At 43.9% G+C, this 25,228-nt stretch carries 16 protein-coding genes; 5 read left to right on the top strand and 11 right to left on the bottom strand.

All coding sequences use genetic code 11. The annotated features are described in order from the left end of the window. Positions 1 to 117 precede the first annotated feature (117 nt). From AAC006_RS14960 to AAC006_RS14935, 6 genes are all read right to left on the bottom strand, one after another. A complete protein-coding gene (locus AAC006_RS14960; protein ID WP_126872164.1) occupies positions 118 to 372 on the bottom strand; it encodes a DUF2061 domain-containing protein in 255 nt (84 codons plus the stop codon). 405 nt (positions 373 to 777) lie between these two features. Beyond that, positions 778 to 1,080: a PilZ domain-containing protein gene (locus tag AAC006_RS14955; RefSeq protein ID WP_013784499.1), complete on the bottom strand. Its 303-nt coding sequence runs from the start codon at positions 1,078 to 1,080 to the stop codon at positions 778 to 780. A gap of 158 nt (positions 1,081 to 1,238) precedes the next feature. Beyond that, positions 1,239 to 5,192, bottom strand: a complete 3,954-nt coding sequence (gene hrpA, locus AAC006_RS14950) for an ATP-dependent RNA helicase HrpA (protein ID WP_126872251.1) — start codon at positions 5,190 to 5,192, stop codon at positions 1,239 to 1,241. A 339-nt stretch (positions 5,193 to 5,531) separates the two neighbouring features. Then, positions 5,532 to 6,851, bottom strand: a complete 1,320-nt coding sequence (locus tag AAC006_RS14945) for a Na+/H+ antiporter NhaC family protein (RefSeq protein WP_126872250.1) — start codon at positions 6,849 to 6,851, stop codon at positions 5,532 to 5,534. A gap of 234 nt (positions 6,852 to 7,085) precedes the next feature. Next, positions 7,086 to 8,222 (bottom strand): helix-turn-helix domain-containing protein, encoded by a 1,137-nt coding sequence (locus AAC006_RS14940; RefSeq protein WP_126872163.1) that lies wholly within the window; start codon positions 8,220 to 8,222, stop codon positions 7,086 to 7,088. After that, complete coding sequence (locus tag AAC006_RS14935) at positions 8,222 to 9,160, bottom strand: diguanylate cyclase (protein ID WP_126872162.1); 939 nt, start codon at positions 9,158 to 9,160, stop codon at positions 8,222 to 8,224. Before AAC006_RS14935 ends, AAC006_RS14940 begins: the two co-directional genes overlap by 1 nt. 385 nt (positions 9,161 to 9,545) lie before the next feature. Here AAC006_RS14935 and AAC006_RS14930 point away from each other — a divergent pair, with 385 nt between their 5' ends. The 3 genes from AAC006_RS14930 (at position 9,546) to AAC006_RS14920 (ending at position 15,633) form a co-directional block, all read left to right on the top strand. Next, a complete protein-coding gene (locus AAC006_RS14930) occupies positions 9,546 to 12,251 on the top strand; it encodes a TonB-dependent receptor (RefSeq protein ID WP_339891808.1) in 2,706 nt (901 codons plus the stop codon). 132 nt (positions 12,252 to 12,383) lie between these two features. Further along, a complete protein-coding gene (locus tag AAC006_RS14925; RefSeq protein WP_339891807.1) occupies positions 12,384 to 13,370 on the top strand; it encodes a metallophosphoesterase in 987 nt (328 codons plus the stop codon). Continuing rightward, positions 13,363 to 15,633, top strand: a complete 2,271-nt coding sequence (locus AAC006_RS14920) for a phytase (RefSeq protein ID WP_339350922.1) — start codon at positions 13,363 to 13,365, stop codon at positions 15,631 to 15,633. Before AAC006_RS14925 ends, AAC006_RS14920 begins: the two co-directional genes overlap by 8 nt. 175 nt (positions 15,634 to 15,808) lie before the next feature. Here AAC006_RS14920 and AAC006_RS14915 read toward each other — a convergent pair whose 3' ends face one another. The 4 genes from AAC006_RS14915 to AAC006_RS14900 all read right to left on the bottom strand — a co-directional run bounded on the left by AAC006_RS14915 (position 15,809) and on the right by AAC006_RS14900 (position 20,051). Then, on the bottom strand, positions 15,809 to 16,228 hold the full coding sequence (locus AAC006_RS14915) for a CBS domain-containing protein (protein WP_013784507.1): 420 nt from the start codon (positions 16,226 to 16,228) through the stop codon (positions 15,809 to 15,811). Positions 16,229 to 16,480: 252 nt separating this feature from the next. Next, entirely contained in the window at positions 16,481 to 17,413 is a 933-nt protein-coding gene (locus AAC006_RS14910) for a response regulator (protein ID WP_339891805.1), read from the bottom strand. 11 nt (positions 17,414 to 17,424) lie between these two features. Then, entirely contained in the window at positions 17,425 to 19,176 is a 1,752-nt protein-coding gene (locus AAC006_RS14905) for an ATP-binding protein (RefSeq protein WP_339891804.1), read from the bottom strand. A gap of 29 nt (positions 19,177 to 19,205) precedes the next feature. Next, on the bottom strand, positions 19,206 to 20,051 hold the full coding sequence (locus tag AAC006_RS14900) for a PDC sensor domain-containing protein (RefSeq protein WP_148112471.1): 846 nt from the start codon (positions 20,049 to 20,051) through the stop codon (positions 19,206 to 19,208). 166 nt (positions 20,052 to 20,217) lie between these two features. Here AAC006_RS14900 and sbcB point away from each other — a divergent pair, with 166 nt between their 5' ends. Next, complete coding sequence (gene sbcB / locus AAC006_RS14895; RefSeq protein ID WP_013784510.1) at positions 20,218 to 21,651, top strand: exodeoxyribonuclease I; 1,434 nt, start codon at positions 20,218 to 20,220, stop codon at positions 21,649 to 21,651. Positions 21,652 to 21,800: 149 nt separating this feature from the next. Then, entirely contained in the window at positions 21,801 to 23,456 is a 1,656-nt protein-coding gene (locus AAC006_RS14890; RefSeq protein ID WP_126872155.1) for a FapA family protein, read from the top strand. A gap of 88 nt (positions 23,457 to 23,544) precedes the next feature. Here the strand turns inward: AAC006_RS14890 and AAC006_RS14885 are convergent, their stop codons facing one another. Continuing rightward, complete coding sequence (locus AAC006_RS14885; RefSeq protein WP_339891802.1) at positions 23,545 to 25,014, bottom strand: transporter substrate-binding domain-containing protein; 1,470 nt, start codon at positions 25,012 to 25,014, stop codon at positions 23,545 to 23,547. Positions 25,015 to 25,228: the final 214 nt, after the last annotated feature.

Here is a 25,228-nt window from a genome sequence, read left to right as displayed (position 1 = left end):
ATTCATTAAGCATAAAAAAAACGTGGCACTAAGGTTCTATTAAGTGTTATTGAACTTAACTCACCTTTAGCGCCACGTTCTTCGAAAATTCAAATAAGAGGCAAACTTAGCAAACGCTTATGATGCCAATGTCATCTCATTTGAAGCAAAAGCCTGCTCAGGACCACTACGTAGTTGCTGATCGCTAGCTTGGTCATTAGGCTGGTTCTCAAACTTCTTCCAGACTCGCTCGTGAAAATAAAATACCACCGTATTCACAGCTGGCTCAACTAAGGCTACTGCCCCACCCACTACTGCACTACCTGTTAATAAATATGCCACTGTAAAAGCGACGGTGAAGTGCATACACGCAAAAGTGATTGTCTTTTTCATAATGATTGACCTAATAAGTTTGTCTCGAATCGTTAATGAGAATTATTATCGATTAGACGCATTAAAGACAATTGATTTTTACGAAGGGCGCCATCGACTTATTCGATTTCAAAATTATGAAGGGCGTTGCTTAGCAGGTTTAAAACAAGTCATATACGCGCAGTCATAATGTGAAGAAATAAGCTAGTGAGATAAGCCAACGAGATAAATCGGCGGTCATTAAAGCCCGTGAAACATACCGCCGGGGAAGTCGGCTAAATGATTGCCAATAATTTATCGATGACTAAATGTAATTAGCTATGGGTAGCGGTGAGAAAAAAGGCTAATCTGACTCACGAGAGACTCACGAGAGACTTCGTGAGTCATTGTAATGAATATACTTAGGCTTGCGAAAACACTATCAGCCTATTTCATTTCTGTGATTTCAACCCCAATCAAACAGCTAGATTCCGTGTCTGGCTCACAGCGAACCACAGTAGCAATGGCTGCTAGTGAAGGCACTTGAGAGCTTGGAGAATCTATGGCAACGCTAACTTGCGTACCAATTTCTATCGAAGGTTCATCAACTTCTAAAGACATGCCTGTTGCACTTATATCTTTACACATTGCTTGCATAGTGCGGCTCGATTCATCATCAGTAACCTGTAACTGACAAGGCGAATTAACCATCATCCTGAAAAAATTTCGCTTATCGTCGTATCCCAACATTTCTACATCTCCACTACGTATTCAAACCACATGTTGCTCTACCTGTTATAGGGCGAGCTTGGCTGCTTGTCAATCAGCCTGACCAATAATTGTCCATTTATATTTAGAAAATTAGATTCTGTCATTTGGGAAATTAAACAAGCCGCTTAATTTCCCAGCTAGAAGTCGGCTAAAAACAGTGAGATACGCTTTGCCGATATGGGGTAAGCCGTACCTAATGCTTGGGCAAATAAAGACACCCTTAATTCTTCAATCATCCACCGTGTATCTAATAATGCCTCTGGTACTTTGCCTTTAGGGTATTTACCACACGCTTTTTCCCATTCACTTAGGGCTTTTTCAACGGTGAGTTGATGCATTCTGTCTTTATTCGGATCAATCGGTAGTTTTTCTAAACGACGAGACAAGCCTTTTATATATCGGTTCCAATCGTTAAGTCGTGCTTCACCTATATCCGATACAAACCCTGGGAATACCAAACTAGAAAGATGCCCTTTGCAATCGCCCAATGCGTTTATCATGTTAAGGGGCACATTGCCTTTCATTTGCTTTTGGCATTGATGTGCGAGGGTTAAGCCCTGCTCTACCTGCTTGGCTATTTCTAATACTTTGTCGTTTATTTCAGCGCGCACTATATCTACGCAGGCATCGAAATCCGCTTTGCTACGAATATCTGTGTTGTGCTTTTCACAATATTCGCCCACCAGCGCATCTATACCGGCAAAAATACAATCATCAATAAGCGCTTTAATTTGCCCAAACGGATTAAAGTAAAGACCCAACTTCGCTTTATTGGGTAACTTACTTTGCAAGTAATTTAGCGGGGACGGCATGGCGTTTTTAATCAACACGTTCACACCTTTTCGGTGCATTGATTGCGCTTTTTCTGGCTCGCCTATAAGCGCGATATCTACCTTGTCGCCCTTTTCTACTAAAGCGGGGAAAGCTTGTACTTCAAAGCCACCCATTTTTTGCGCAAAAGTAGTAGGCAGTGTGTCGAAATCCCAACTTTCAATACCACTACGCTCAAGCTCAGGCGTAGCCGCCTTTTCAAAGGTTTCTTTTACTTGCCCCGCACATTGCTGTTTAAGAGCGTGTAAATCGTCTGAGCGCGCAATGGTTTCGCCTTTATCGTTTACTACCGTAAAGTGCATAATCAGGTGTCTATCTAGCTGCGACAGATTCCATTCATCTTCTTCTACGGTAATACCTGTCATTTTACGAAGCTTGGCGGTAACCGCCTCTACAAGGCTTATGGGGCGGCCATTTTTATCCGTCTCGCTAATATCTGCAATGCAGGCATCCGCAAAGTTAGGCGCAGGCACAAAGTTGCGGCGTAAGCGCTTTGGCAAGGTTCTGATCATCGACACTATGCGTTCATGTCGTAGCCCTGCCACTTGCCAATCAAAGCCAATATTTTCCACTTGGTTGAGTACCGGCAAAGGAATAATCACGCTAACACCATCGTCATCCGCATTCGGCTCAAAATGATAACGAAGCCCCATGGTGATGTTGCCCTGTCGCCACGCATCTGGAAAGGCGTTTTCTATGGCTTGGCCTGGCTGCTGGCGATACACGTCATCCTCGGTAAAGGTAAGCACTTCACTTATCTTTTCGGTACCAGACTTTTCGCCGCCCGCTTGCTTAACTAACGCTTCTTGGTTTTTATACCATTTCTTAAACGCGGCTTCGTTGTTCGCTTCTACCGGAATACGCGAGGCATAAAAACGGACTAATTCGTCGTCATCAACCAAAAGATCTCGGCGTCGGGTCTTTTGTTCAAACTCATCGGCTTGTTCTAATAAAGCTTGGTTCTCTTTCAAGAAACCAAAATTCAGCCGCGTATTACCTTCAACTAAGCCTTCCCGAATAAAGAGTTCGTGACATACCGGCGGGTCAATTAGGCTATACACTTTGGCTCGTTTCATTACTATAGGTAAACCAAACAAGGTTACTTTTTCAAACGCGATAACTGCACCGCGTTTTTTCGACCAATGGGGCTCAGAATAACTATGCTGACTAACATGCCCAGCTAAAGACTCTATCCACGCGGGGTCTATTTTTGCCACCATACGTGCGAATAGCTTAGAGGTTTCAACGAGCTCAGCCGCCATTACCCATTTAGGTTGCGATTTAGAAAGCCCAGAGCCTGGGAAAATCATAAAGCGGGTATTGCGCGAACCTAAGTATTCTCTGTCTTTATCTTTAAAACCAATATGCGAAAGCAAACCACTGGCAATGGCTTCGTGAATAGCTTGATAATCTGGCTCGTTTTTCACAATACCAAAGCCGAGTTCGGCCACCGACTTTTTAAGTTGGCTAACAATATCTTGCCATTCGCGCATACGCAGATAATTAATAAATTGGCTCTTACACCACTTACGAAGGTGGTTCTGGCTTAATTCATTTTGCTGCGCTTTAAACGCGTCCCACAGGTTATACAAACTAATAAAGTCTGAATCTTTATCGGTATATTCGCTGTGCTTTTCATCCGCCTGTTGACGTTTATCTTGTGGGCGCTCACGAGGGTCTTGAATAGATAGCCCCGCGGCAATTACCATGACTTCCATTAACGCATTGGTACGCTGCGCTTCAACCACCATACGGGCGTAGCGCGGATCGATAGGTAAACGGGCAATCTGTCTGCCCATTTTGGTAAGCTGCATACGGCCTTTTTGTTTCACGATGGCCTGAATTTCTTCTAGCAACCTAAAGCCGTCGTTGATGTTGCGGTTATCGGGTGGCTGAACAAATGGAAAATCAGCAATATCTCCTAACCCCAACGCAAGCATTTGCAAAATAACTGAGGCCAAATTCGTACGCAGTATTTCTGGGTCGGTAAATTCAGGGCGGCCAAGGTAATCATCTTCACTGTATAAACGAATACAGATACCATCGGAAACACGTCCACATCGCCCTGCCCGCTGATTCGCAGACGCTTGCGATATCGCTTCTATAGGCAACCGCTGTACTTTACTGCGAGCGCTGTAGCGTGAAATACGCGCCACACCTGGGTCGATAACATACTTAATGCCCGGCACAGTTAACGAGGTTTCTGCCACGTTGGTAGACAACACAATGCGCCTACCGGTGTGAGATTGGAAAATACGGTTTTGTTCTGCGGCGGAAAGCCTAGCATACAAAGGTACTATTTCAGTATTGCGGTATTGCCTGCGCATGAGCGCATCTTGGGTGTCGCGAATTTCACGCTCCCCACTTAAGAACACTAAAATATCGCCCGGTTTCTCGGTTAATAGCTCATCAACCGCCCCCACAATGGCGTCGGTTTGATCGGTATCGTTCTCATTGTCTTCAGGGCTGTGATAACGAATTTCAACCGGATACGTACGTCCGCTCACTTCAATAATAGGCGCATTATTAAAGTGCTTCGAGAAACGTTCGGGGTCGATGGTAGCCGAGGTAATAATGAGTTTAAGTTCAGGGCGCTTGTCTAATAGCTGCCTTAAATAGCCCAGCAAGAAGTCGATGTTTAAGCTACGTTCGTGGGCTTCATCAATAATAATGGTGTCGTATTGATTCAAGAAACGGTCGTTTTGCATTTCTGCCAGCAACATACCGTCTGTCATCAGTTTTACGTAGCTTCGCTCGCTAACCTGATCGCTAAAACGAATCTTAAAGCCTACCTTTTCACCAAGCGGCGTGTTGAGCTCTTCAGCAATACGAGTTGCCACACTGCGAGCAGCCAATCGACGTGGCTGGGTATGCGCTATCATGCCACTGACACCACGGCCAAGCTCTAAACATATTTTCGGCAACTGGGTTGTCTTACCCGAGCCAGTTTCACCTGCAACAATCACCACTTGGTTGGCCGCAATAGCCGCTTTAATATCGTCTTTTTTATCACTAACCGGCAGTGGCGGATACGTCACTTCTGGCAAATTCTTTAGCCTGAAGGCACGCTTATCTTTTGATGCTTGAATATCGTTAACAAGCTTTTCATATCGATTGGCTATTTTGCTTTGCGGGCTATCTGTAGAAGCATCTGTTTGGTTACTATCCTTTACCTTTTCATCCTTTACCTTTTCACCGCTATTTAGCTGCTTCGTGAACTGCTGAACACGCCGTTTTAATGGGAATTTATCCGCCGACATACAATCATCGAGTTGTGCATAAAGCGATTTAATTTGAAAAGCGACAGGTGACGAAGGCGCGTTAGGTGAAGACAATTTACCATCCTACTTTTTAATACGAACTGGGTGATACGAACTGTACTATTTGTATAATCTGTATAATCTGTACTTGCGGTCTGTACTTACGAATTATAGCTGCGGTGCTTAATAGCAAAACGTGCTGTAAACCAATGTTGTAAAAACAACCTAAGCCGCAACTATACCAACCTATACGGCTAAACAGCGGGGAACGATCCTAGAAGAAGTGGCGCTAAATTTCCACCGTTAATCACGCTAGTTTGTTGCCTAGCTATTTTTGAGTTATCGCGACTTCACCACAGCCGATGCTTCTGTTAACTCATCGTCATTTTTTTGTTCAAAGGTGGGAAAGTTGAACCAGATAGCCAACAAGCCAAACACGAAGATAAGCATGGGGTACCAGCAGTAAGGTGTAATGGCAAGCGGCGATATACCGACTACTGCAGCAGCACTTAATAACTGCGCCCCGTAAGGCACCAGCCCTTGAAAGCTACAAGAAAAAATATCGAGTAATGATGCAGTACGGCGAGGATCTACTCCATACTTTTCATTTAAATCGCTCGCGATAGGGCCAGCAGTGACAATCGCAATGGTATTGTTGGCGGTAGTTATATCTAAAAAGCTGACTAAACCAGCAATACTAAACTCTGCGCCCTTTTTGCTAGTAACACGTTTAGTCAGTCGGTTAATCAGCCAAGTAATTCCACCGTTCGCATGCATTAAGGCCACAATCCCGCCAATGGTAATGGCTATCATGGCTAAGTCTTGCATCCATCCCATGCCTTTTTGAATGCTGTGCATCATGGTAAGCACGGTAAAGCTGCCTTGCAGCAAGCCAACCACGCAAGCACTTGCAATACCCACTGCCAAAACAGTGATAACGTTAAAGCCTGTTAGTGCAAAACCAATAATGAATAAATACGGCAATATGCGCCATACATCGTAATCTTTAGTTTCAATAAGCTCTGAGGTATCTACATCAACAAAGATTAACAGCAGTACCATGGTGGCCAAACAAGCTGGTAAAGCTACCATCAAGTTTGCACGAAATTTGTCTTTAAGCTGTACACCTTGAGTTCGAGTGGCCGCAATAGTGGTGTCTGATACAAATGACAAATTATCACCAAACATAGCGCCGCCTACTACCACGCCAAGGGCAAGCTCAACCGGTAAGCCTAAGCTGTTTGCCAGCCCCGCCCCAATGGGTGAAAGTGCGGTAATGGTCCCCATAGAGGTACCCATAGCAAACGAAATAAAGCAACAAATCAAAAATAGCCCGGGCAATATCATGGCAGTAGGTACAAATTGTAGTGCCATATTTACCGTAGCGTCGCGCGCACCAATATCGATGGTGACCGCGTAGAAGGCGCCAGCAAGAAGAAATATCAGCACCAGTAAAATAATGTTTTTATCGCCGCCGCCTTTGCAGAACGTTTGTACTTTTTCTGAGAAACTTACCTTTTCGCCTTTAGGGTTTAGGCATAGCCCATAACCTGCACTAATAAAAAACGCCACCAAAATAGGCATAGCGGTAATATCGTTAGTAATAAGGCCTGTAGCTACCACCAAAACAACAAATAATAAAATGGGCGTTAAACCCATTGGATTGGGCTTAGGTTGGCTACTTGAAATTGATTGCTGCACAGAAAACTCTACTTCTTTAAATCAGAATGGGCACGGCGTAAGGCCGACGATTATTGTATCTATAAGGCGCTTTACGTCTAAATAACTATAAACAAACGGGTTTAGATTAGCGCGCTTACATTGGTAGACATTTAAACAATAATGTAAAAACGAGTGAAAGGATAAAAGGTTTTGCACCTAATGCAAAGCAAATTAACGGGCGCGCAGCTCACTTGGGGTCAAACCGGTTAATCGTTTTATCGTACGGCGAAAGTTAGGCAGGTCGGAAAAGGCCATTTGCGAGGCGCTTTGTTCGTTGTTTAGCTTTTTAAGCGCCAGCAATACGATGGCTTGTTGCCGCCGTGCTTCTTCGCTTAGCCCGCGGTAAGTGTAGTTATGGTCGCTTAGCTTTCGTTTTAATGTTGCGGTACTGCACCCTAAATTTCTCGCTAAATCCGCTAAGCCTTTTTGAGGCTCTTGTAATGTCTGAATTCTTATATAATCGAGTAAGCTCAAATTTGGTGTGTCTTGAGGTGAAGCCGGGGTTTGCTGATATGCCAAACTACGCTGTGCCTCGCCTTGGATATCACCCTGAACATCACCTTGAATATCGCCTTGAACATTGCCTGCTTTCTCATCGGCAAACGGGAAAGCGGAAGTCATACAAGATTTGGGGAGGGTTATAGACATCAGGGGCGAATGAAAAGCAACCCGAAGTCCTAGGTAAGTTTCGAAATCTTGAACGTTGCGTGGTCTTTCTGAATCTATTGTAAAACTCAAAGGTAAACGGGTGCCAGTCCATTGTTTAACTAGGGCCACCAGCATGGATAAATACAACTCGGCAATAAATGGCCAAAGCTTATGGGCACCTCTTTTTTCACACCCCATAGTGTCTTGTAACACCCAAATATATTTATCTTGCAGCGAAAAGCGCTTAAACGATACCAAGGGAATACTCCCCCACCGTATTGCTGTAAGTGCTTCAATGGCCTGCTCAAGGTTTTGGCTTCGTTTAATATTGGCTATATCTTCACGTAGCCATATCCCACCTAAACTTTTACCTATCAAAAAGCTAACATCATTACCCTTGCACTGCCCTCTTACATTTGAAAATAAGGCTATACATTGTTTGGCACTAATACGCGTGTTTACCGTAAGGCTATCGTCAAAAATGCCCGTACCACGAAGTATTCTGTCTTTACTTGCGCCGCGGGGAATGGCCACGTCCAGCACTGCATTTACAAGGTGATAGGCAGGTATCACTTTGTCTGACTGAGTCACTGGTGCTGGCGAAAGTGTTTGCACAGGCCTTTGAGTTGGCCCTGAAGTCACCACTGAGCTAGCTATCACTATGCAGCGTTCCTGCTGCCATTTTTATTGCTTTGGGCGCTGTTGCTGTCTTCAAGCTGATGCAGCAAATGCTGCAAAGTATCGGTGAGCGATCCTTGTTGAGTAAGTGGCGCAACCACTGCGCGCGCACTGGTATAAATGGCGGCCGTGTCTTCTTTATAGCGAAACGCTACATGGCTAATACTGGCTCTAACTTCTTTTACAATATCTTGGGCTTCGGCTTCATTCACATTAGGCAGCAATAGCGCAAATCTATCGCCGGCATATCGACAAGCTAAATCTTGCTGTCTTAGGTTCATCACCACCAGTTGCGCGACTTCGTGCAAGTAGCGGTCGCCTTCGGCCTGCCCATAGCGCTGATTAAAATAAGAAAATTCATTAATATCAATAATGGCCACGTAGCCATCATTTCCCGATGCTTGCAATGCGGTAACCCGTGATTGCCAGTAATCGCCTCGATACAACTGGGTAATAGGATCTATTTCTTGGTGGTCTCGGTAGTCCCATTCTCGGCGCCGAAGCTGTAAATTGATTGCACGCTGTTCTAAATGCCATAGGTAGAGCGCCGCAGTCATGATAACCATGCCAATAGCGGCGGGTATCGACTCAATCATGCTGAGCCACAACGCGGAATCAGGGTAGCGTAAAAACTCATCAAGTAAGTCGAGTGTCATTGAGAATAGGAAAAACACTAAGCCCACAATTAACAGGCTAGTGACCTTACCTGGCGGCCGACTGGCCAATACGGCAACAATCCATCCTAGAGTCAGCAGTACTACACTGCCCTCACCCACGATGTCTAGGCCAGATATAATGGCGAGGGGCTTGGCGTTGCCAAAGGTCAGGCTCAAAGAGCTCGCCAGTGCAACCGTAGCAAAAGTAAAGAATAGCCAGCCTTTGTGATGACTGAACTGTGTGGCATTTCGTAAGGTAAACATGATGTCGCACTCTTATGGGTAGCAAACTGTACTTTTCCCGCGATTACCAAGCAATCGGGAACAAGCAGTAAAACAAGACTCAGGAAATATCCCATTTTTATCCTGATTGTCGAGGGTCAGTTTGGCTCATCAATGTGACAAATTAGTGGCAACGCACCTTTGAAATTAAAAAAAGTATCAAAATACCTAAACTTATTAGCATGTTACTAGCAGGTCAATTTAGCTCATCTTTCTTCCATTCTGATCATATTCGCCATTTCTGCCGGTGTTGATAGCGTTCTCGTCATGTAATTGTCATATCCACTTTTTACCGTATTCGGCATCGAACATGGCTCATACACATTAATCATCAAACTACTTTGCACACATTGCTCACGGATTAAGAATGAAAATTAAAACCCGCTATTCTACATTACGCATTGCCTGTATTGCCGCCCTTGGCCTTTCACTGTCTAATCAAGCCTTAGCCGCTAATGGCGCAATTACCGGCACGCTCAACGACGCCGCAGAAGCGCGAGTGTACGTAGGCGCTAAAGTGAAACTTGTAGAGCTGAACTTAACCACAGAATCTCTACGTGACGGTAGCTTTCGCTTCTCGGGTGTACCTGCGGGTACCTACACCTTAGAAGTTTCTTATTTAGGTGAAGAAACGGTCACGCAGAAAGTCACAGTGAGCGACGATGCCACGGTACGCCCTACAATTGAGCTGGGTGAAGGTGACGAACTTGAAGAGTTACTCGTACTAGGTCAACGTAGTAGCCAAGCTAGCGCGATTAACCAACAGCGTGTATCTAACCGTATATCTAATGTGGTATCTGCCGATGCCATTGGGCAATTCCCCGACCAAAATGCCGCAGAATCATTGCAACGTTTACCAGGCTTGTCGATAGAGCGCGACCAAGGCGAAGGCCGTTTTGTGGGTATTCGCGGTATCGATCCAAATTTAAACAACGTGACCATTAACGGCTTAAACATTCCTTCACCAGAATCTGGTGTACGTTCGGTGGCACTAGATGTTATCCCTTCAGAGCTAATTCAAACCCTTGAAGTGTCGAAGTCGGTTACCCCTGATATGGACGGCGACGCCATTGGCGGCTCTGTTGAAGTAACCAGTGTTAGTGCGTTCGACAAACAACAAGATACGGCGAGCATTACCGTACAAGGTAGCCAAAATGACTTACGTGACGAAGTCAGTCCTAAAGTGTCTGGCACCATTACAAAGAAAATAACGCCTGATTGGGGTATTGCTGCTGCCCTTTCATACTTTGACCGTGACTTCGGCTCTGACAACGTTGAAAGTAATGGCGATGATGAGGTAGAACAACGCCAGTACACCATTACTCGCGAACGTTTGGGTGGAGCAGTAAATCTTGATTACCGTCCAAACTTTAACAACCAGTATTATCTTCGCACTCTGTACAGTGAGTTTTCAGACGAAGAATATCGCTTAAGTAATACCTTCACCCTAGACGGTGAAGATTCGGAAATTGAGCGTGGCAGCAAAGACAGAAAAGAAACCCAAAGCATCTTCACCGTGGCCCTTGGCGGTGAACATCAGTTACAAACATGGAAAGCAGATTGGCAACTTGGTTATGCCAAGTCTGATGAAGATGAGCCAGACGCGCTCTACTATAATTTTGTAACTGAAAACGACAGTATTGATGCGAATCTGGCCACTATTCGCCCTGCTATTACTCAAAATGCGGATGCATTGGATTTATCAACGTACGAGCTTGATGAAATTTCGTTTGAAGATAACTATACCAAAGACACTGAAACCAGTTTCAAACTCGATTTGGCCCGCCCTGTAAACTTTGGCAGCTATTTGGGTGAATTAAAATTAGGCACAAAATATCGTAGCCGCGAAAAAGATCGCGACAGCAGCATATTCATTTACGATGGCGATTTTGACGGTATTAATCCTGCTGATTTCGGTGATGACTCACCAGAATATTCACTAGGCGATTTTGGTCCGGGCTTGTCTCGTTCTGGTATGCGTGATTATTTCAACACTAATCGTGCTGCACTAGAATTGGCTGAACTTGATTCAGAGATTGAATCTAATGGTGCTACTTATGTCAATGAAGAAGATATTTTTGCCGCTTACATTATGGGTAGTGTTGATATTGATAAGCTTCACATTGTGGCTGGTGTACGCTACGAGCGCACTGATTTCAGTACCTCAGGCATGCGTGTTGAACTTATTGAAAATGAAGAAACCGATGTTGAAGACGTGGTTAACACGGTATGGGAAGCTGAACGAGATTACGATCACTGGTTACCCAGCATCAACGCACGCTACGCGTTTTCAGATAAACTTCAACTTCGCGCTGCGTATACGCAAACCATTTCACGCCCTAAGTTTGAAGATGTCGCTGCGTTTCAAATTATCGAAAGCAAAACTGAAGAAGATGACGGCGTTTTTGTTACCGAACGAGAAGCAGAAGTGGGCAACCCAGAGCTTCAACCTTATGAAGCACAAAACTTTGATTTATCTATAGAGTACTACCCAGGTGATATTGGCGTACTGTCAGCCGGTTATTTCTACAAAGATATTGACAACTTTGTGGTGTATGCCGATGTTGCAGGCACCGAAGGTTGGGAAGACTACGATGAAGCCATTCAAGCAATTAACGGTGAAAGTGCCAGTTTACACGGGCTAGAATTGTCGTGGGTTAAAGCATTTAACAACGGCTTTATAATGTCGACCAATGCCACCTTCACCGATTCAGACGCCACCACATTCCTAGACGGTGAAAAGTTTGAAACTCAACTGCCTAACCAGTCAGACACCATTGGAAACCTAACCTTTGGTTACGAAGCCAACGACTTTAGCTTGCGCTTAGCCATGACCTATAAGAGTGAAAACTTTGAGGAAATTGATGGCGACATGTTGCGTTACGAAGATGAACATGCCCAGCTAGATTTCACTGCAAAGTATTTCATTAACGACGATATGCAGGTGTATTTCAACGCAATCAATATCAATAACGAGACATTTTATAACTACTTCGATTCGCGCACTAATAATGCACAATTTGAAGAATATGGCCGAACGTTTGAGCTAGGTTTTACATGGCAAATGCGCTAATTAAGCGCATTATTTACCCCATATTTGTAAAACAAGATCTTACGCTTAAATATACGTTAAACCCTAAACGTCATACACAGGCGTTTAAAAAAATGGGCGCGCTACAAGCGCGCCCTTATTAGAGATAAATTCATGCGCGTACTACTGCTTCTTTCTGCCTTATTTTCACTCACGTGCCAAGGGCAAATCACATCACACAATTACTACCAACAACACCACATTAATAATCTTGAAGGTCAAGATAATGCTTTTCACTTTTTAGTGGTGGGCGACTGGGGCCGCAATGGCCATTTCTATCAACGGGATGTCGCTAAATGGATGGACATTGCCAGCTACCAGCTTGATGCTGAATTCATCGCCACTACCGGCGATAATTTTTATGATAACGGGGTGGCGTCGGTTGAAGACCCATACTGGCGTACTTCATTTGAAGACATTTACCATCAGCCCCATTTATTTGTTGATTGGCACCCCGTGCTGGGCAACCATGATTATCGCGGCAATTGGCAAGCCCAAATTGACTACAGTAAAGTGAGTCGACGCTGGGATATGCCCGCGCAGTATTATAGTAAAACGGTAAAATTAGAAGATAATACCACTGCGCTTATTCTATTTATCGACACTAACCCGCTAAACCCAGATTACGCCACTGAAGCGAAATACCAAGAAGCCTATTCTCAAGGCTCAAAAAAGCAATTAGCGTGGATAAACACCATGCTTTCAAACAGCAATGCTAAATGGAACGTTGTGATTGGCCATCACCCTCTGTATTCAAGTGGAAAACGTTATGGCACTACCAGCGCTATTAAAAATGTACTAGAGCCTATACTGCATCAGCACGGCGTAGACGCCTACATTGCTGGCCACGAACATGACTTGCAACATAACCAGTTACCCAATGACTCGCTGGTACATATTGTATCTGGTGGGGGCTCAGAAGTGCGCCCAGTAGGACATTACGACTTTACCCGTTTTGCTGAATCGACGGGAGGCTTTGTGGCGGTAAGTATGACTAATAACGAACTTGGATTTACCTTTATTAACCACAAAGGGGCCGTGATTTATCGCCATAAAGTGCAAAAGCTTAGCGCTGGAACAAAAGGAACTGGCAATGAATAAAGTAAAGAACAGCCTTACAACATTTGCCATAAAAACAACTCAATTCGCTTTTTGCTTGGCCGTTATGACAAGTGCGAATGCAGTTGCATCAAGCGTAGCCGACCTAACGCTAACAAAAACTGGTTCTAATGTTTCTACTGACTTTGAAACAACATACAAATTAAACGGTAAGACGATAAGCGTAACTATTAGTGAAACCAATGGTTTGACCGTTTCTGATAACAAAAATATGCTCGCGTCGCAAAAAGGCCACTTTGTTAATGCAGGAAATTACTTAGTTTCTGATGAATTAGAGCATACTAACAGCAGCTATATTCAAACCTTAGTATTTGATATTAACAGCCAACAAGTACGTAGCTATAAAATAAGTACTGAAAATACGCCAAACCACACCATTCGCATTATCCAAACATCAGCAACTGAAGTGAAAGACTCGGAAGCTTTGTGTAGTGCTAATATCGACGGCAAATTACAGTTCGTTAATATCGATGCCTTAGGCATGCTCACCCAGTACTTAGCGATACCCGATAAAAGCGATAGCACACTTACCGTTCATAATTTACGAACTCTGGCTATTGGTCCAGGCATAAAAAGTTGTGCGCTTGGGGTTAACTACAACGCTTCTGACATTTACGTTTCTGACTCAAAGTTTAATCGTTCAGCGGCACGTCACGCGGAACTTACCCTCTATTTAGCCGACGAGTACGCGGGTGTATGGGCCATGCCTGCAGATGAAGAAGCAGAGGTCGAGCGCACGCTTACCTTCAACCAGCCTGACACCCCGGTTGAAGGTGTTGCTACGCTTAATGGATTGGAGGCACGTAACTTGTTTTCCTCCAGCTCAGTTACAGACAGCACAGTTACAAACAGCCCTAGTACACAAAGCTCGCTTGCCGCGTGGGTAAGCCCAGAACACAACGGCCTTTGGCTGCACAATACCTGCGCCACAACCTTCTTTGGTTTTGATAAAGACATAGCCCCAGAAGATATCGCGCTGTCGGTAAAAAGCGATACGGTTTTCGCCAACATCTACGATGACAACTCAGGCAGCACCTTCACCACCGACATCACTAACGCCATAAAAGCGCTGTACGCTTGCAAAACAAGCCAAGCATCTCTTAACAAGACACCCACACTTAGCGATACGCTTAACAAGACACCCATAGTAAAAAAAGAAAACCTCACTAGAGAGACACCCATCACAAACGATGACGTCCCCACTAACAAGACACCCATGTTTTCTGCTATAGAACTGCAGCCTGTTTATGAAACCGATGTGGTGGAAAATTATGGTGATGCAGCCGATGATCCTGCTATTTGGGTAAACAAAAACAACCCATCTAAAAGTTTGGTGATTGGCACTAACAAAAAAGGCAGCCTAAATACCTACAACTTACAAGGTGAGTTAGTTGCCTCACACAAGGTAGGACGAGTAAACAACGTGGGCGTGGCATACAACTGGGCACCACAACACGATATCGCAGTGGCAAGTAACCGAAGCAGTAACAGCATGTCAGTCTTTTTCATCGATAAGAAAACTGGCGAGCTAACCTTCAACACTAACATCCCTACCCCGCTAACCGATATTTATGGGCTGTGTGCATTTTCAAACAATAATCACACCCAAGTATTAGTAAATAGTACTGATGGCCGGTACTTGCACTATCAGTTGAATACCTTAGAAGATGCTTCACGCGTTTCTGCCACCCTAATTCACGACTTTGAATTGCCGTCTCAGCCGGAAGGTTGCGTTGTAGACACCGATACACAAATTGCCTACTTGGGAGAAGAAGGTGCAGGCATATGGGCGTTGGATGTTTCTGAAGCCGAAACAATGCCTTCATCAACCCTTAGCAAAACGTTTAACAAGACACCCATGCTTATTGTTCCTATAAAATCCCCGGTTACCGCTGACATCGAAGGTTTATCGTTATTCGATGTAGACGGTGTACGCTATTTAGTTGCTTCTAGCCAAGGCAATAATCAGTACGCTGTTTATGAAAGCAAGGCACCTTATAGTTTGGTGGGTATGATTAGCATTGGTGCAAATTATGATAAAGGCATTGATGGGGTGTCGGAAACCGATGGTCTTGAAACCTCCAACGTCAATCTAGGCGGCCCCTTTAATGGTGGGCTATTGGTGGTACAAGATGGAAGAAATGTGATGCCTAGCCAACGGCAAAACTTTAAGTTTGTAGCTGGGGACGACTTAGCTGATGCTATTCGCACTCACGTAAGCACACACATAAGCAACTCACTCTAGGTAATTAACTGCTCTCAATCATTTTTCATAGCCGTTTTTATAGCCATATTCCATAATCAGGCGCCGATGAGCTGCTTGAGATAAACGATATGAGAACAATATGTTACTCAAAAAAAGGGTAAGCTGAATGGCTTACCCTTTATACTTTTGGAATGCTTTTACAAAACGACCAATGCTAGCTAGCGCGCTGATAGCCCGATCGAAGTTGTACGTCTATTGCTCGAAGCACTGCCGTTCGGTTAATACTTCCAACCAATACCCCATCGTCGTCAACCACAGGGTAAACGCGAGGCTTATTTTTAATCAGTAATTGTGCAAGTTCTATTACCGACAGATACGGTTTAATAACCACAACCGGCGCTTTCATTATTTCTGCCACTCGGCAAATCTGTTCTCGGTAGTAACTCGACGCTATCATTTGAGCAATGCAATCTTGTTCAGACAAAAAGCCAATTACCTTCCCTTTAATATCAATCACTGGGCCTCCACTTTGCCCGCAAGCCAATAAAGCCTCTACGGCTTCGGCCACCGTCATATCCCCATTTAATTTCACGGGGTGAGTATTCATATAATCACTGACTAGCAACGATTCCATATTTCTCTCCCGGCCGCGGCGTCTTTTATATTTTTATACAGCCTGAAGACGAGACGGCACTGCTTGTTATAGTAATGATGTAACGCAATGTTATTTTTTTGTAATCAAATTATTTTTATTACGCTTTAAGCCTAGTAGACTATGCTTATGACAGCTACTTTTTCTATTCGAATTTACCCACTAAAACATAATTTTAAGCGGCTTTTTAAACCAAATTGCGCACTTACCATAAATGTCACATAGCACACTAGCCTAGGCTGGTTTTAACTCATTTAAAAATACGGCTATCTCGTTGATGGCCTCTGGCAATACATTGTCTATTTCTAGTAATTGTTCATGCTTGGCTAGTCGCTCAATATCACTAAAACGACTTTGTACACGCAATGCGCCAATATCCCCCGCCATCCCCTTAATGGTATGAGACACCAGTTTGACTTTAGAGGCATCTTTATCGTTTACAGCAGCTTTCATTTCATCACATTTTCTAGGCACACTCTCAATAAACATTTCACATATTTTATCGAATAGAACTTGGTTATTCGCTAACCGCATCAAGGCGCGTGATTTTTCCCAAACCGGCGTATCGCCTCCCTCTGACGAAGAAGGTCTTTCATCTGCCATTTCGCTGTGTACCACGCGAGTTTCGTCCATGACCGATTTACCCAAAAACTGAGGACTGTAGGCAGACTGGATCCAATTAATAATTTTAGGCTCTACCATGCTTGCCACTATAGGCTTGGTAACGTAGTCGCTCATGCCGGCTGCAATGCACTTTTCCTTTTCCCCTAACATTGCATTTGCTGTCATAGCAATGATGGGCACTTGCTGATGCACTTGCCCTGCGCGGCCATCTCGGATAGCGCTAGTACAAGCATACCCGTCCATTACTGGCATTTGGCAATCCATCAAAATACAGTGAAGATAATGCCCTTCTTTTTCGCATTCCCTTACAATATCTAGCGCCTGTTCACCGTTGTTAGCAATTTTCACCGACACAGGCAAATTATCGAGAACTCCTCTGGCGACCTCTATGTTAATTGCGTTGTCATCCACTATTAATACATGAGCCCCCGCTATGCTCTCTTTTTCCATATCAGTTGCACTGGATTCGACTTGCTGTGCAGGTGGACTATCTACAAACTCAGAAGAAGAACTGTCAACGACTTTTAAGAACTCAGATTTCAATAAGGGCTTTGTTAAAATAGCCGGCGTAAAGTTGGCATAATACGTGGTTTGTTTTCCAATACTTTGCAACATGCAGATATGAGGAATAGATATTTTTTTAGCAAGTTGTCCCAATTTTCGTCTACGACCGACAAGATAGGATTGTTGTAATCAGTAACAATTACATCAATGGTATCCCAGGAAACCTCCTCGAATGAGACGATGCCGGTGTAGGTTTCTACAACGCTAGCTCCTTCACTAGTCATTAGGGTTTTAATATTGTCTGCAAGCGGCGAATACTGGGCAAACACAGCTAAACGCAACCCGTCCATTTTATTAGATAACGCCAAGTTTTGCTGACTATCTGCCGACGTAACATCATCCACTGAAATCCAAAACGAAAAGGAACTTCCCTGGCCTTGCGTGGAAGAAAAATTGATATCGCCGCCCAACAGTACACTAAGTTGCTTGCAGATAGATAAACCCAACCCTGTGCCCCCAAATCGGGTAGCAACAGAGGCATCTGCTTGTGTAAAGGCAGTGAATAGCTTCGACTGGTGCTCTTTTGCGATGCCGATCCCAGTGTCGGTTATCGTCACATTCAGCTGGGCGTTATCCTTGTCATTGCGTGTAAGCGACGCAGCGAGTGCTACATGACCTCGTTCGGTGAATTTGATGGCATTATTTACTAGGTTACTGATAATTTGAGATACCCGATGGGGATCTGACACCAATGCTTCAGCTTTTAACTCTGTGGTATCTACAAGAAATTCCAAGTCTTTGTTGTGAGCTCGTACCGCCAATGATGAAGATAATGTTTCTATTAATTGCACAGGATTAAACGCTTGCACGTTCAAGTCTAATTTCCCGGCCTCAATTTTCGACATATCTAATATGTCATTAATTAAAACACTTAAGTTGTTACAACTCACATCCATCATAGACGCCAGTTGTTCCGCTTTAGCAGAAAGAGGCTGACGTTTTAGCAAATTAAGTGAGCCGATTATGCCGTTTAAAGGTGTTCGCATTTCATGGCTTATGCTAGAGATAAACGCACTTTTTACCTGACTAGCTTCTTGGGCTTCATCACGCGCTTCTGCCAGTTGCTTAGTGCGGCTTTGCACTTTCTCTTCAAGCTCTAGATTATTTTTCTCGATAGCGCGTTGGGTATTACGTTCTTTTGTAATGTCGCGTAAAACCACTGCCACGCCTGAATACTGCCCTTGATCCCCCCAAATGGGAGACACCGTAACCGCTAGGCAACTCTCAATACCTGATGTTTGTTTAAATAAAATTTCATCCTGAAAATAGCCGATTCGCGCTACCTCAGCATTTAGGTATTTATCCCAAGCAATGGGGCGTATCGACGCAAAGGCACTGTAGTGATGACCTAAGATGGTTGAGCTTGGTAACCTAAACAACCGCTCTGCGGCCATATTCCAGCTTTTCACTATGCCATCAATATCCATACTGACAATGGCGTCACTAGACCCAGCGACAATGGCGTCACTAGACCCAGCGACAATGGCGTCACTAGACCCAGCGACAATGGCTGCCGACTCTCCGCGAGCTTCCGCCAATTCAAAGCTCTTTTTGGCACTTCGATGAAAGAACAGTAATACTGCTGCGAACACCATAGACATTGCCAAAAGAAAACCATAAACAGCCAATCGCCTTTCGTTCATTAAACCGGTAATAGTGTCAGCCGGTAGGGCAAGATGCACGTAAACGAATTGTTGCCCTGGGGAACTACTTACCACCACTTTTCGACTCGCAATGAACACGTCACTGACGACACCATCAACCCGCCTACTTACGTGCCTAACACCTTCAAAAACAGGAGAAGAAAATTGCGTTTCCCAAGTGGCTTCTGGCGCAAGGTCTTTGCTGAAATTAAAACGTTTTTGAGGGTGTAAAATGAAGAAGCCTTCATCATCGGTGAGATACAGCTGCTGGGGGAAGATACGAATTCAGTCATGCCGGCTAACGCAATAGAGGTATTTATGTTCATGATGATAAAGCCATACCTTCGGCCGGTTTCGCTAAAAATAGGCAATGATAAACGTAATACAGGTTTGTAAGGGTACTCCACTTTGCCGTATTCGCGGTTAAGACTGATACCAGACATATACAGTTCATTGCGAGATAATTGAGCACTTTCCTTGTAGTAGTCTCTGGTACTTTTTACTTGAAGTTCTCTATCGGCTAACGCAGATATTTTGCCGCCCGATCGTTCAACACGCAGAACCTCCTTGCCATCACCTATACTGATAATTCGTAGTTGATCAACTTCTTCATTATTTTCTATAAAGGCGATGAAAATTGTCTCTAAGCGCTTTTTCCAAAGGGTAAAACTGGTATTTTCTTTAGGATCTACCCCAGCGTTTTCAGTAGCACGGGGAATGCCAGATACAGACGGCGTAGCGTGTAAAAATTTTAAATTATCAGCATATTGAACCGCTTGGCGTTGTGTAAAGCCCTCTATCTCACTCGTTTGATGATTTAACTGGGACGACACATCATCTAAAACGCTTTGCGAAAGATTGCTTTCGAATAGAAAAGCCACTAATACAGTGACTAGGATTGCCCCAACAACAGCGAAACCCAGCATTTTTTGGGAATACTTTGCTCCCAGTTTCTGTTTTATAACCGCTGCCAAGGTGAACTATATTCCAATTATCTGATATACATTAAAAACTAGTTTCAGATTTGCAGATTGGCAAGTTATGAATCAATTTCATTTTAAATAGCTAGGTTTGGTATTCAAACCCACGCAGTGTACACTGCCAGCATGATGACACTTATTCAAAAATGTAACCTAGAACATGCACGAACCTAGCTTTCTTTGGTACGATTTCGAAACGTTCGGTACCAGTGGACAAAAAGATTTACCTTGTCAGTTTGCTGCCATTAGAACCGATCTGGACTTTAATATTATTGGTAAGCCCATTAATATTATGAGCGCCATTGCGAACGATTACTTGCCCCACCCTGAAGCCTGTTTGGTTACCGGTATTACGCCTCAGCAAACCTTGCGAGATGGCTCGAACGAAGCTGATTTTGCCAAGCGTATTTATCAAGAAATGTCGACGCCCAACACCTGCAGTTTGGGTTTTAATAGCATACGCTTCGATGATGAAGTTGCTAGATTCTTGTTTTACCGAAACTTCTATGACCCTTACTCTAGAGAATGGCGAAACGGCAATAGCCGTTGGGATATTATAGACTTGGCTCGAGCATGCTACGCACTTCGCCCTGATGGCATAAACTGGCCCACTCGCGAAGATGGTACGCCTAGCTTCAAATTAGAGCACTTAACTAAAGAAAACGACATAAGCCACGAAAACGCGCACGATGCATTAAGTGACGTTCATGCCACTATTGCCTTGGCAAAGCTAATCAAAGAAAAGCAGCCTAGGTTATTTGAATATGCTTATTCCCTTCGTAGTAAGCACAATGTGGCTAACCAGTTTGATTTAACTAAGCCTTCCGTACTGTTGCATATTTCAGCTAAGTTGCCTGCTAGCCAAGGGTGTTGTACCTGGATAATGCCTATTGCAAAACACCCGACCAACAGTAACGCGATTATTGCTGTAGATTTATCAAAGCCTATCGATAGCCTACTTAACGATTCTCCCGAAGAAATAAAAGCCAAACTTTACGCGCGTTACGAGCCTGGCAGTGATGCCAATAGTTTGCGCCCAGGGTTGAAGCTCATTCATATTAACCGTTCCCCTTTTGTGACTACCGCAAAAGCGATGACTGAGGACAATGCGCATAGATTAGGGTTAGACAGAGATACCTGCCTTGAAAATTATCGCATTCTGGCACAAGAACGTGACTTAGGCATGAAGCTGTCAAACGTGTATGAAAACGACACAGACGACAAAGAGCAAGATATTGATCACGCGCTTTATAGCGGTGGCTTTTTAAGTACTGAAGACCGCCATTGGTGCGACAAAGTGCTAGCATCAAGCCCAGAACAACTTGGCGCATTAGCTGAAGAGACTCAACATGTCGGCCTTAGGGCTTTATTGTTTAGATATAGAGCACGTAATTTCCCGTCTACACTTACTTATGATGAAACCTTGAAGTGGCAACGACATAGACAAGCGCGTTTAACTGATCCCACTTCGTCAGCATCTATTACGCTTGAACACTATATGAGTACGTTAGAACGCCTTGCTCATGAACATGTTGATAACCCCGAAAAACAAGCTATTTTAAGAGCATTATTTCAATATGCCGAAAACCTTTGACGCGGCGCAATGAAACGCATTACATTAAACTTATGTCTAATGCGTTATTGTTCTCTGCAATAATGCAGAAACACGCTTAAGTCTGCAGCGTTAAGGTCGATATTGACTATAGAAAAGTAAGCAAGACTGCTCAAAGGATGAATGTAGTAATGAACGGCGTAACAATAAGTTTTGATAAAACAAGAACCTATATAAATCTGACACTAAACCCTTCAGAGTTCTCTAAAGAAATAGACATACGCCAAGTAAAAACGGAGTTAGCAACCGGTGAAACTAAACGGTTATATGTTTCCGATGCGGCTTTAAAATCGGCTTGCGATACTGCTAATCATTACTTCAAAACCGGTGATAACACCGTAGTCCAAGAGCGAGTTGGTGAGAGACGGAACGCCGAAATAGAGTTTCGTATTCCTGAAGACGCAATGACAGCCAACCTTGTGATCACGTCACCCTACGGTGGAAAATCTCCCACGATAAATACCATTAAGTCTTTAGCCTTAAAAAACAACATTCATCGAGGCCTTGGCACACGCGTTATCGAAGCCATGTTAATGGAAGCACGAAAGTCACCTCCAGGCACCATCATCGAGCGTACAGTAGCAAAAGGCCTACCTGCTAGAAATGGCCGTTCATCGCGATTTATTCCGTTAGTACCCAATGCGCTTGAACGTATATTAAAACCGCAAACCAACGAAGGTGAGCGGGTAGATATGCGCAATCTAGGTGAGGTTATCTGCGTAAAAGTAGACACCCCTGTGCTTCGCAGAACAGAGCCTACCCTAGGCAGAAGTGGTTTTGATGTGCGCGGTAGCAAGCTACCCCCCATTCCTGGTGAGTGGGTAGAATTTCGCAAAGGTACCGGTACCGTTCAGGCTGATAACGATCAAAATTTATTAATGTCATCCATTGCGGGTATGCCGAAATACCAAGACCAAACCATGAATATCGACGATACCTATATTTGTAACGGGGTTAATGTGGGTACGGGTCACGTAAATTATGAAGGTGCAGTGCTGGTTAATGGCGACGTAACAGAAAAAATGCAAATAAAAGCAGAAGGTGACGTTACCATAAATGGTTTCGTCGAGTCTGCTCACATTGAGTCTGGTGGCGATATTATTATCACCGAAGGTGCGATGGGGAAATTAAATGACAGCGCAGGTGAATTCAACTGCCACCTCATAGCGAAAGGCAGTATTCATGTTCAGCATGGTCAAGGTATCGAAATTCACTGTTCAGGCAACATTACCGTTGGCCGTCAATTAGCTTATAGTAAGCTTCACTGTGGTGGCGCCGTTATTGTGGGCCAAATAGACAAACCAATGGGTAACTTGTTTGCTTGCGATATTGTAAGTCAAGATAGAATAGAGGCCGGCACCCTTGGTGCAGTATCTGGTAGCATGCTTAAAGTCGATTTTAGCCCTGGCTTTGCTCAACTACTTGAACGTAAAGATGCGTTAGACGAACTTGTGCGCCAACTACGTGAAAACAATAGCAAGCACAAAGAAAAAATTGATATTTTGAAAAGTAAAAAAGTGCCCAAGGAGCTTAAAACAAAAGTGGCTGAGGCGCTTGAAATGTTCGACAACGAAAACGCGTTGCTTGATTGGATTGAGTCGAAAGTGCTAGAAATTAGCGATGCAAAAGTTCAGTACCAACAAGATATTAAGCTTATTGCCAATAAGAAACTGTACCCTGGTGTAACAGCTAAACTGAACAATCGTAATTGGCGCTCAGAGCGTGAGTATGAGCGCGCCCATATTCATTACGACTCGCACCAATGGCATTACGAACCTATTATTTAAAGCGCTAGCGTTTGCATCGCTAATCTAAACCGCCACGCAGTGTTTAAAAATGTTTACTGCAGCAGGCTAGGCGTCACTTTATCCCACGCTAGTCTGCTATTGATACCTTCGCTATACCCAATCTTTTAGCGTGATACAGCGCCTTCGTTGTGCGCTCAAACCAATCGGTGAAGTTTTCACTCTCTTTTAGTTCAGCTAAGCCCGCACTGACTTGCATTTTAGTATTTTTGGTAAGTACGTCTTCGTCAATACATTCTACAAGTCGATCAGCGAGAACCCGTCCTGCGTCTAAGGTGGTTTGTGGGCACAAAATGATGAACTGTTCGCCTGTGAAGCGTGACACAATATCTACTTCTCTTACGGTCGCAAGACATTGGGACGCAACCTGCTTTAAAATATTTTCTCTATCGAACTCGTTTAATTCACCCCGACAATCGCGCTTAACCTCAATCTCCACAACAATTAACGATGCGGTAGTATGAAAGCGGTGGAAGCGAGAAATTTCTTCTTCTGCTTTTTGAATCATGTGATTGCGGTTATATAACCCAGTCAAAGTATCGTGGGCTGACAAAAATTCTAGGGTACGATTTCTGTCTAACAAGGTCGTTTGCAACGATTCTATTTCATCATTCTTCTGCTTTGTTAAACGTTTAAATTGTGACACTGTTCTATTGCGCCACACTAAGCAAACAATGGCCAACAATACAAAGCACGTGGTTACCACCAGTTTAAAATAATCCCGTTCATAACGAACCTGAACGTTATTCCACTGCTTATAAATATCAACCTTTCGGTTCTCTGGAATAGTGGCAATTGCAGTGTTTAAGATAGGAATAATGTCGCGAGAAGATTTATTCACAGCAAACGCAAGTGAATCGAACGGCTCCGCGTAACCCACAATGCTCACGTTATCTATCTTTTGATTATTGATATGCGTGTTTACGCTTAATAACGAGCCCACCATAACGTCGATGTCTCCTCTTGCTAATTCAGCAAGCCCTTCACTTTCGGTTTGTACTAATTTAAGCCTTAACTCAGGATAATGCCTGGAAATGTACTCTACCTGCCTGTAGCCCTTCACTACCCCAACAGTCCTGTGACCAATGCCTGCGTAACCTTGTAAAATAGGTGTGCCTGAACGGGCAACTAAAATATTGGGTGCTTCAAAATAAGGCGCGGAAAAATAAAGAAACTGTTTTCTAAAGTCAGAAACGTTCAGCATGGAGATGACTTGGCAGGTACCTTCCTGTACGAATGCCAAACTTTGTTCCCATGATTCAGTTGGCACAAGCTTGAAGGTTAAGCCAGAGAGCTCCGAAATAGTATTAATATAATCAGCAGAAATACCAACATGGTTATTATTTCGTATGGCTTCGTAAGGTGCCCAATCGGGATCGACACAATACGTCACCTCACGAGGAGCCGTGTTGTTTGCCGATTGCGGTTGAGAAACGTTCTGTTGAAGCGCTTGTGCTGCTATTTCCACTGAGTAAGAAAGCGTAAGCACAATTACGGAGAAGACAAGGCGTAAACACCTGAAAGAAATCAAAAAGACCACCTAAATACAAATACGTAAAATGCGAAAAATCGCATACCAGAGTATCTAACTTAGCGCCTGCAAATGCAACATCGGTCTAAACTAAAAAATCACGATACCAACACATTCAGCCAAAATTTAGGCAATTTACCCGCCATTTCGTTTCATAGTTGCTACATACTGAAAAACTCGTTTAATTATTCGACACTCGTCAATAATAAATCGAATCTATGCA

It is taken from the genome of uncultured Alteromonas sp. (genome assembly GCF_963976965.1).
Taxonomy (GTDB): Bacteria; Pseudomonadota; Gammaproteobacteria; order Enterobacterales; family Alteromonadaceae; genus Alteromonas; species Alteromonas naphthalenivorans.
Note: the sequence above shows the minus strand (reverse complement) of the source record. Positions and strands in the feature narration are given on the sequence as shown.

What these genes read in the sequence shown, in the direction of transcription:
- AAC006_RS14960 (WP_126872164.1), bottom strand. Translation starts at nt 372, where the DNA reads ATGAAAAAGACAATCACTTTTGCGTGTATGCACTTCACCGTCGCTTTT.
- AAC006_RS14955 (WP_013784499.1), bottom strand. Translation starts at nt 1,080, where the DNA reads ATGTTGGGATACGACGATAAGCGAAATTTTTTCAGGATGATGGTTAAT.
- hrpA (WP_126872251.1), bottom strand. Translation starts at nt 5,192, where the DNA reads ATGTCGGCGGATAAATTCCCATTAAAACGGCGTGTTCAGCAGTTCACG.
- AAC006_RS14945 (WP_126872250.1), bottom strand. Translation starts at nt 6,851, where the DNA reads ATGGGTTTAACGCCCATTTTATTATTTGTTGTTTTGGTGGTAGCTACA.
- AAC006_RS14935 (WP_126872162.1), bottom strand. Translation starts at nt 9,160, where the DNA reads ATGTTTACCTTACGAAATGCCACACAGTTCAGTCATCACAAAGGCTGG.
- AAC006_RS14930 (WP_339891808.1), top strand. Translation starts at nt 9,546, where the DNA reads ATGAAAATTAAAACCCGCTATTCTACATTACGCATTGCCTGTATTGCC.
- AAC006_RS14925 (WP_339891807.1), top strand. Translation starts at nt 12,384, where the DNA reads ATGCGCGTACTACTGCTTCTTTCTGCCTTATTTTCACTCACGTGCCAA.
- AAC006_RS14920 (WP_339350922.1), top strand. Translation starts at nt 13,363, where the DNA reads ATGAATAAAGTAAAGAACAGCCTTACAACATTTGCCATAAAAACAACT.
- AAC006_RS14915 (WP_013784507.1), bottom strand. Translation starts at nt 16,228, where the DNA reads ATGGAATCGTTGCTAGTCAGTGATTATATGAATACTCACCCCGTGAAA.
- sbcB (WP_013784510.1), top strand. Translation starts at nt 20,218, where the DNA reads ATGCACGAACCTAGCTTTCTTTGGTACGATTTCGAAACGTTCGGTACC.
- AAC006_RS14890 (WP_126872155.1), top strand. Translation starts at nt 21,801, where the DNA reads ATGAACGGCGTAACAATAAGTTTTGATAAAACAAGAACCTATATAAAT.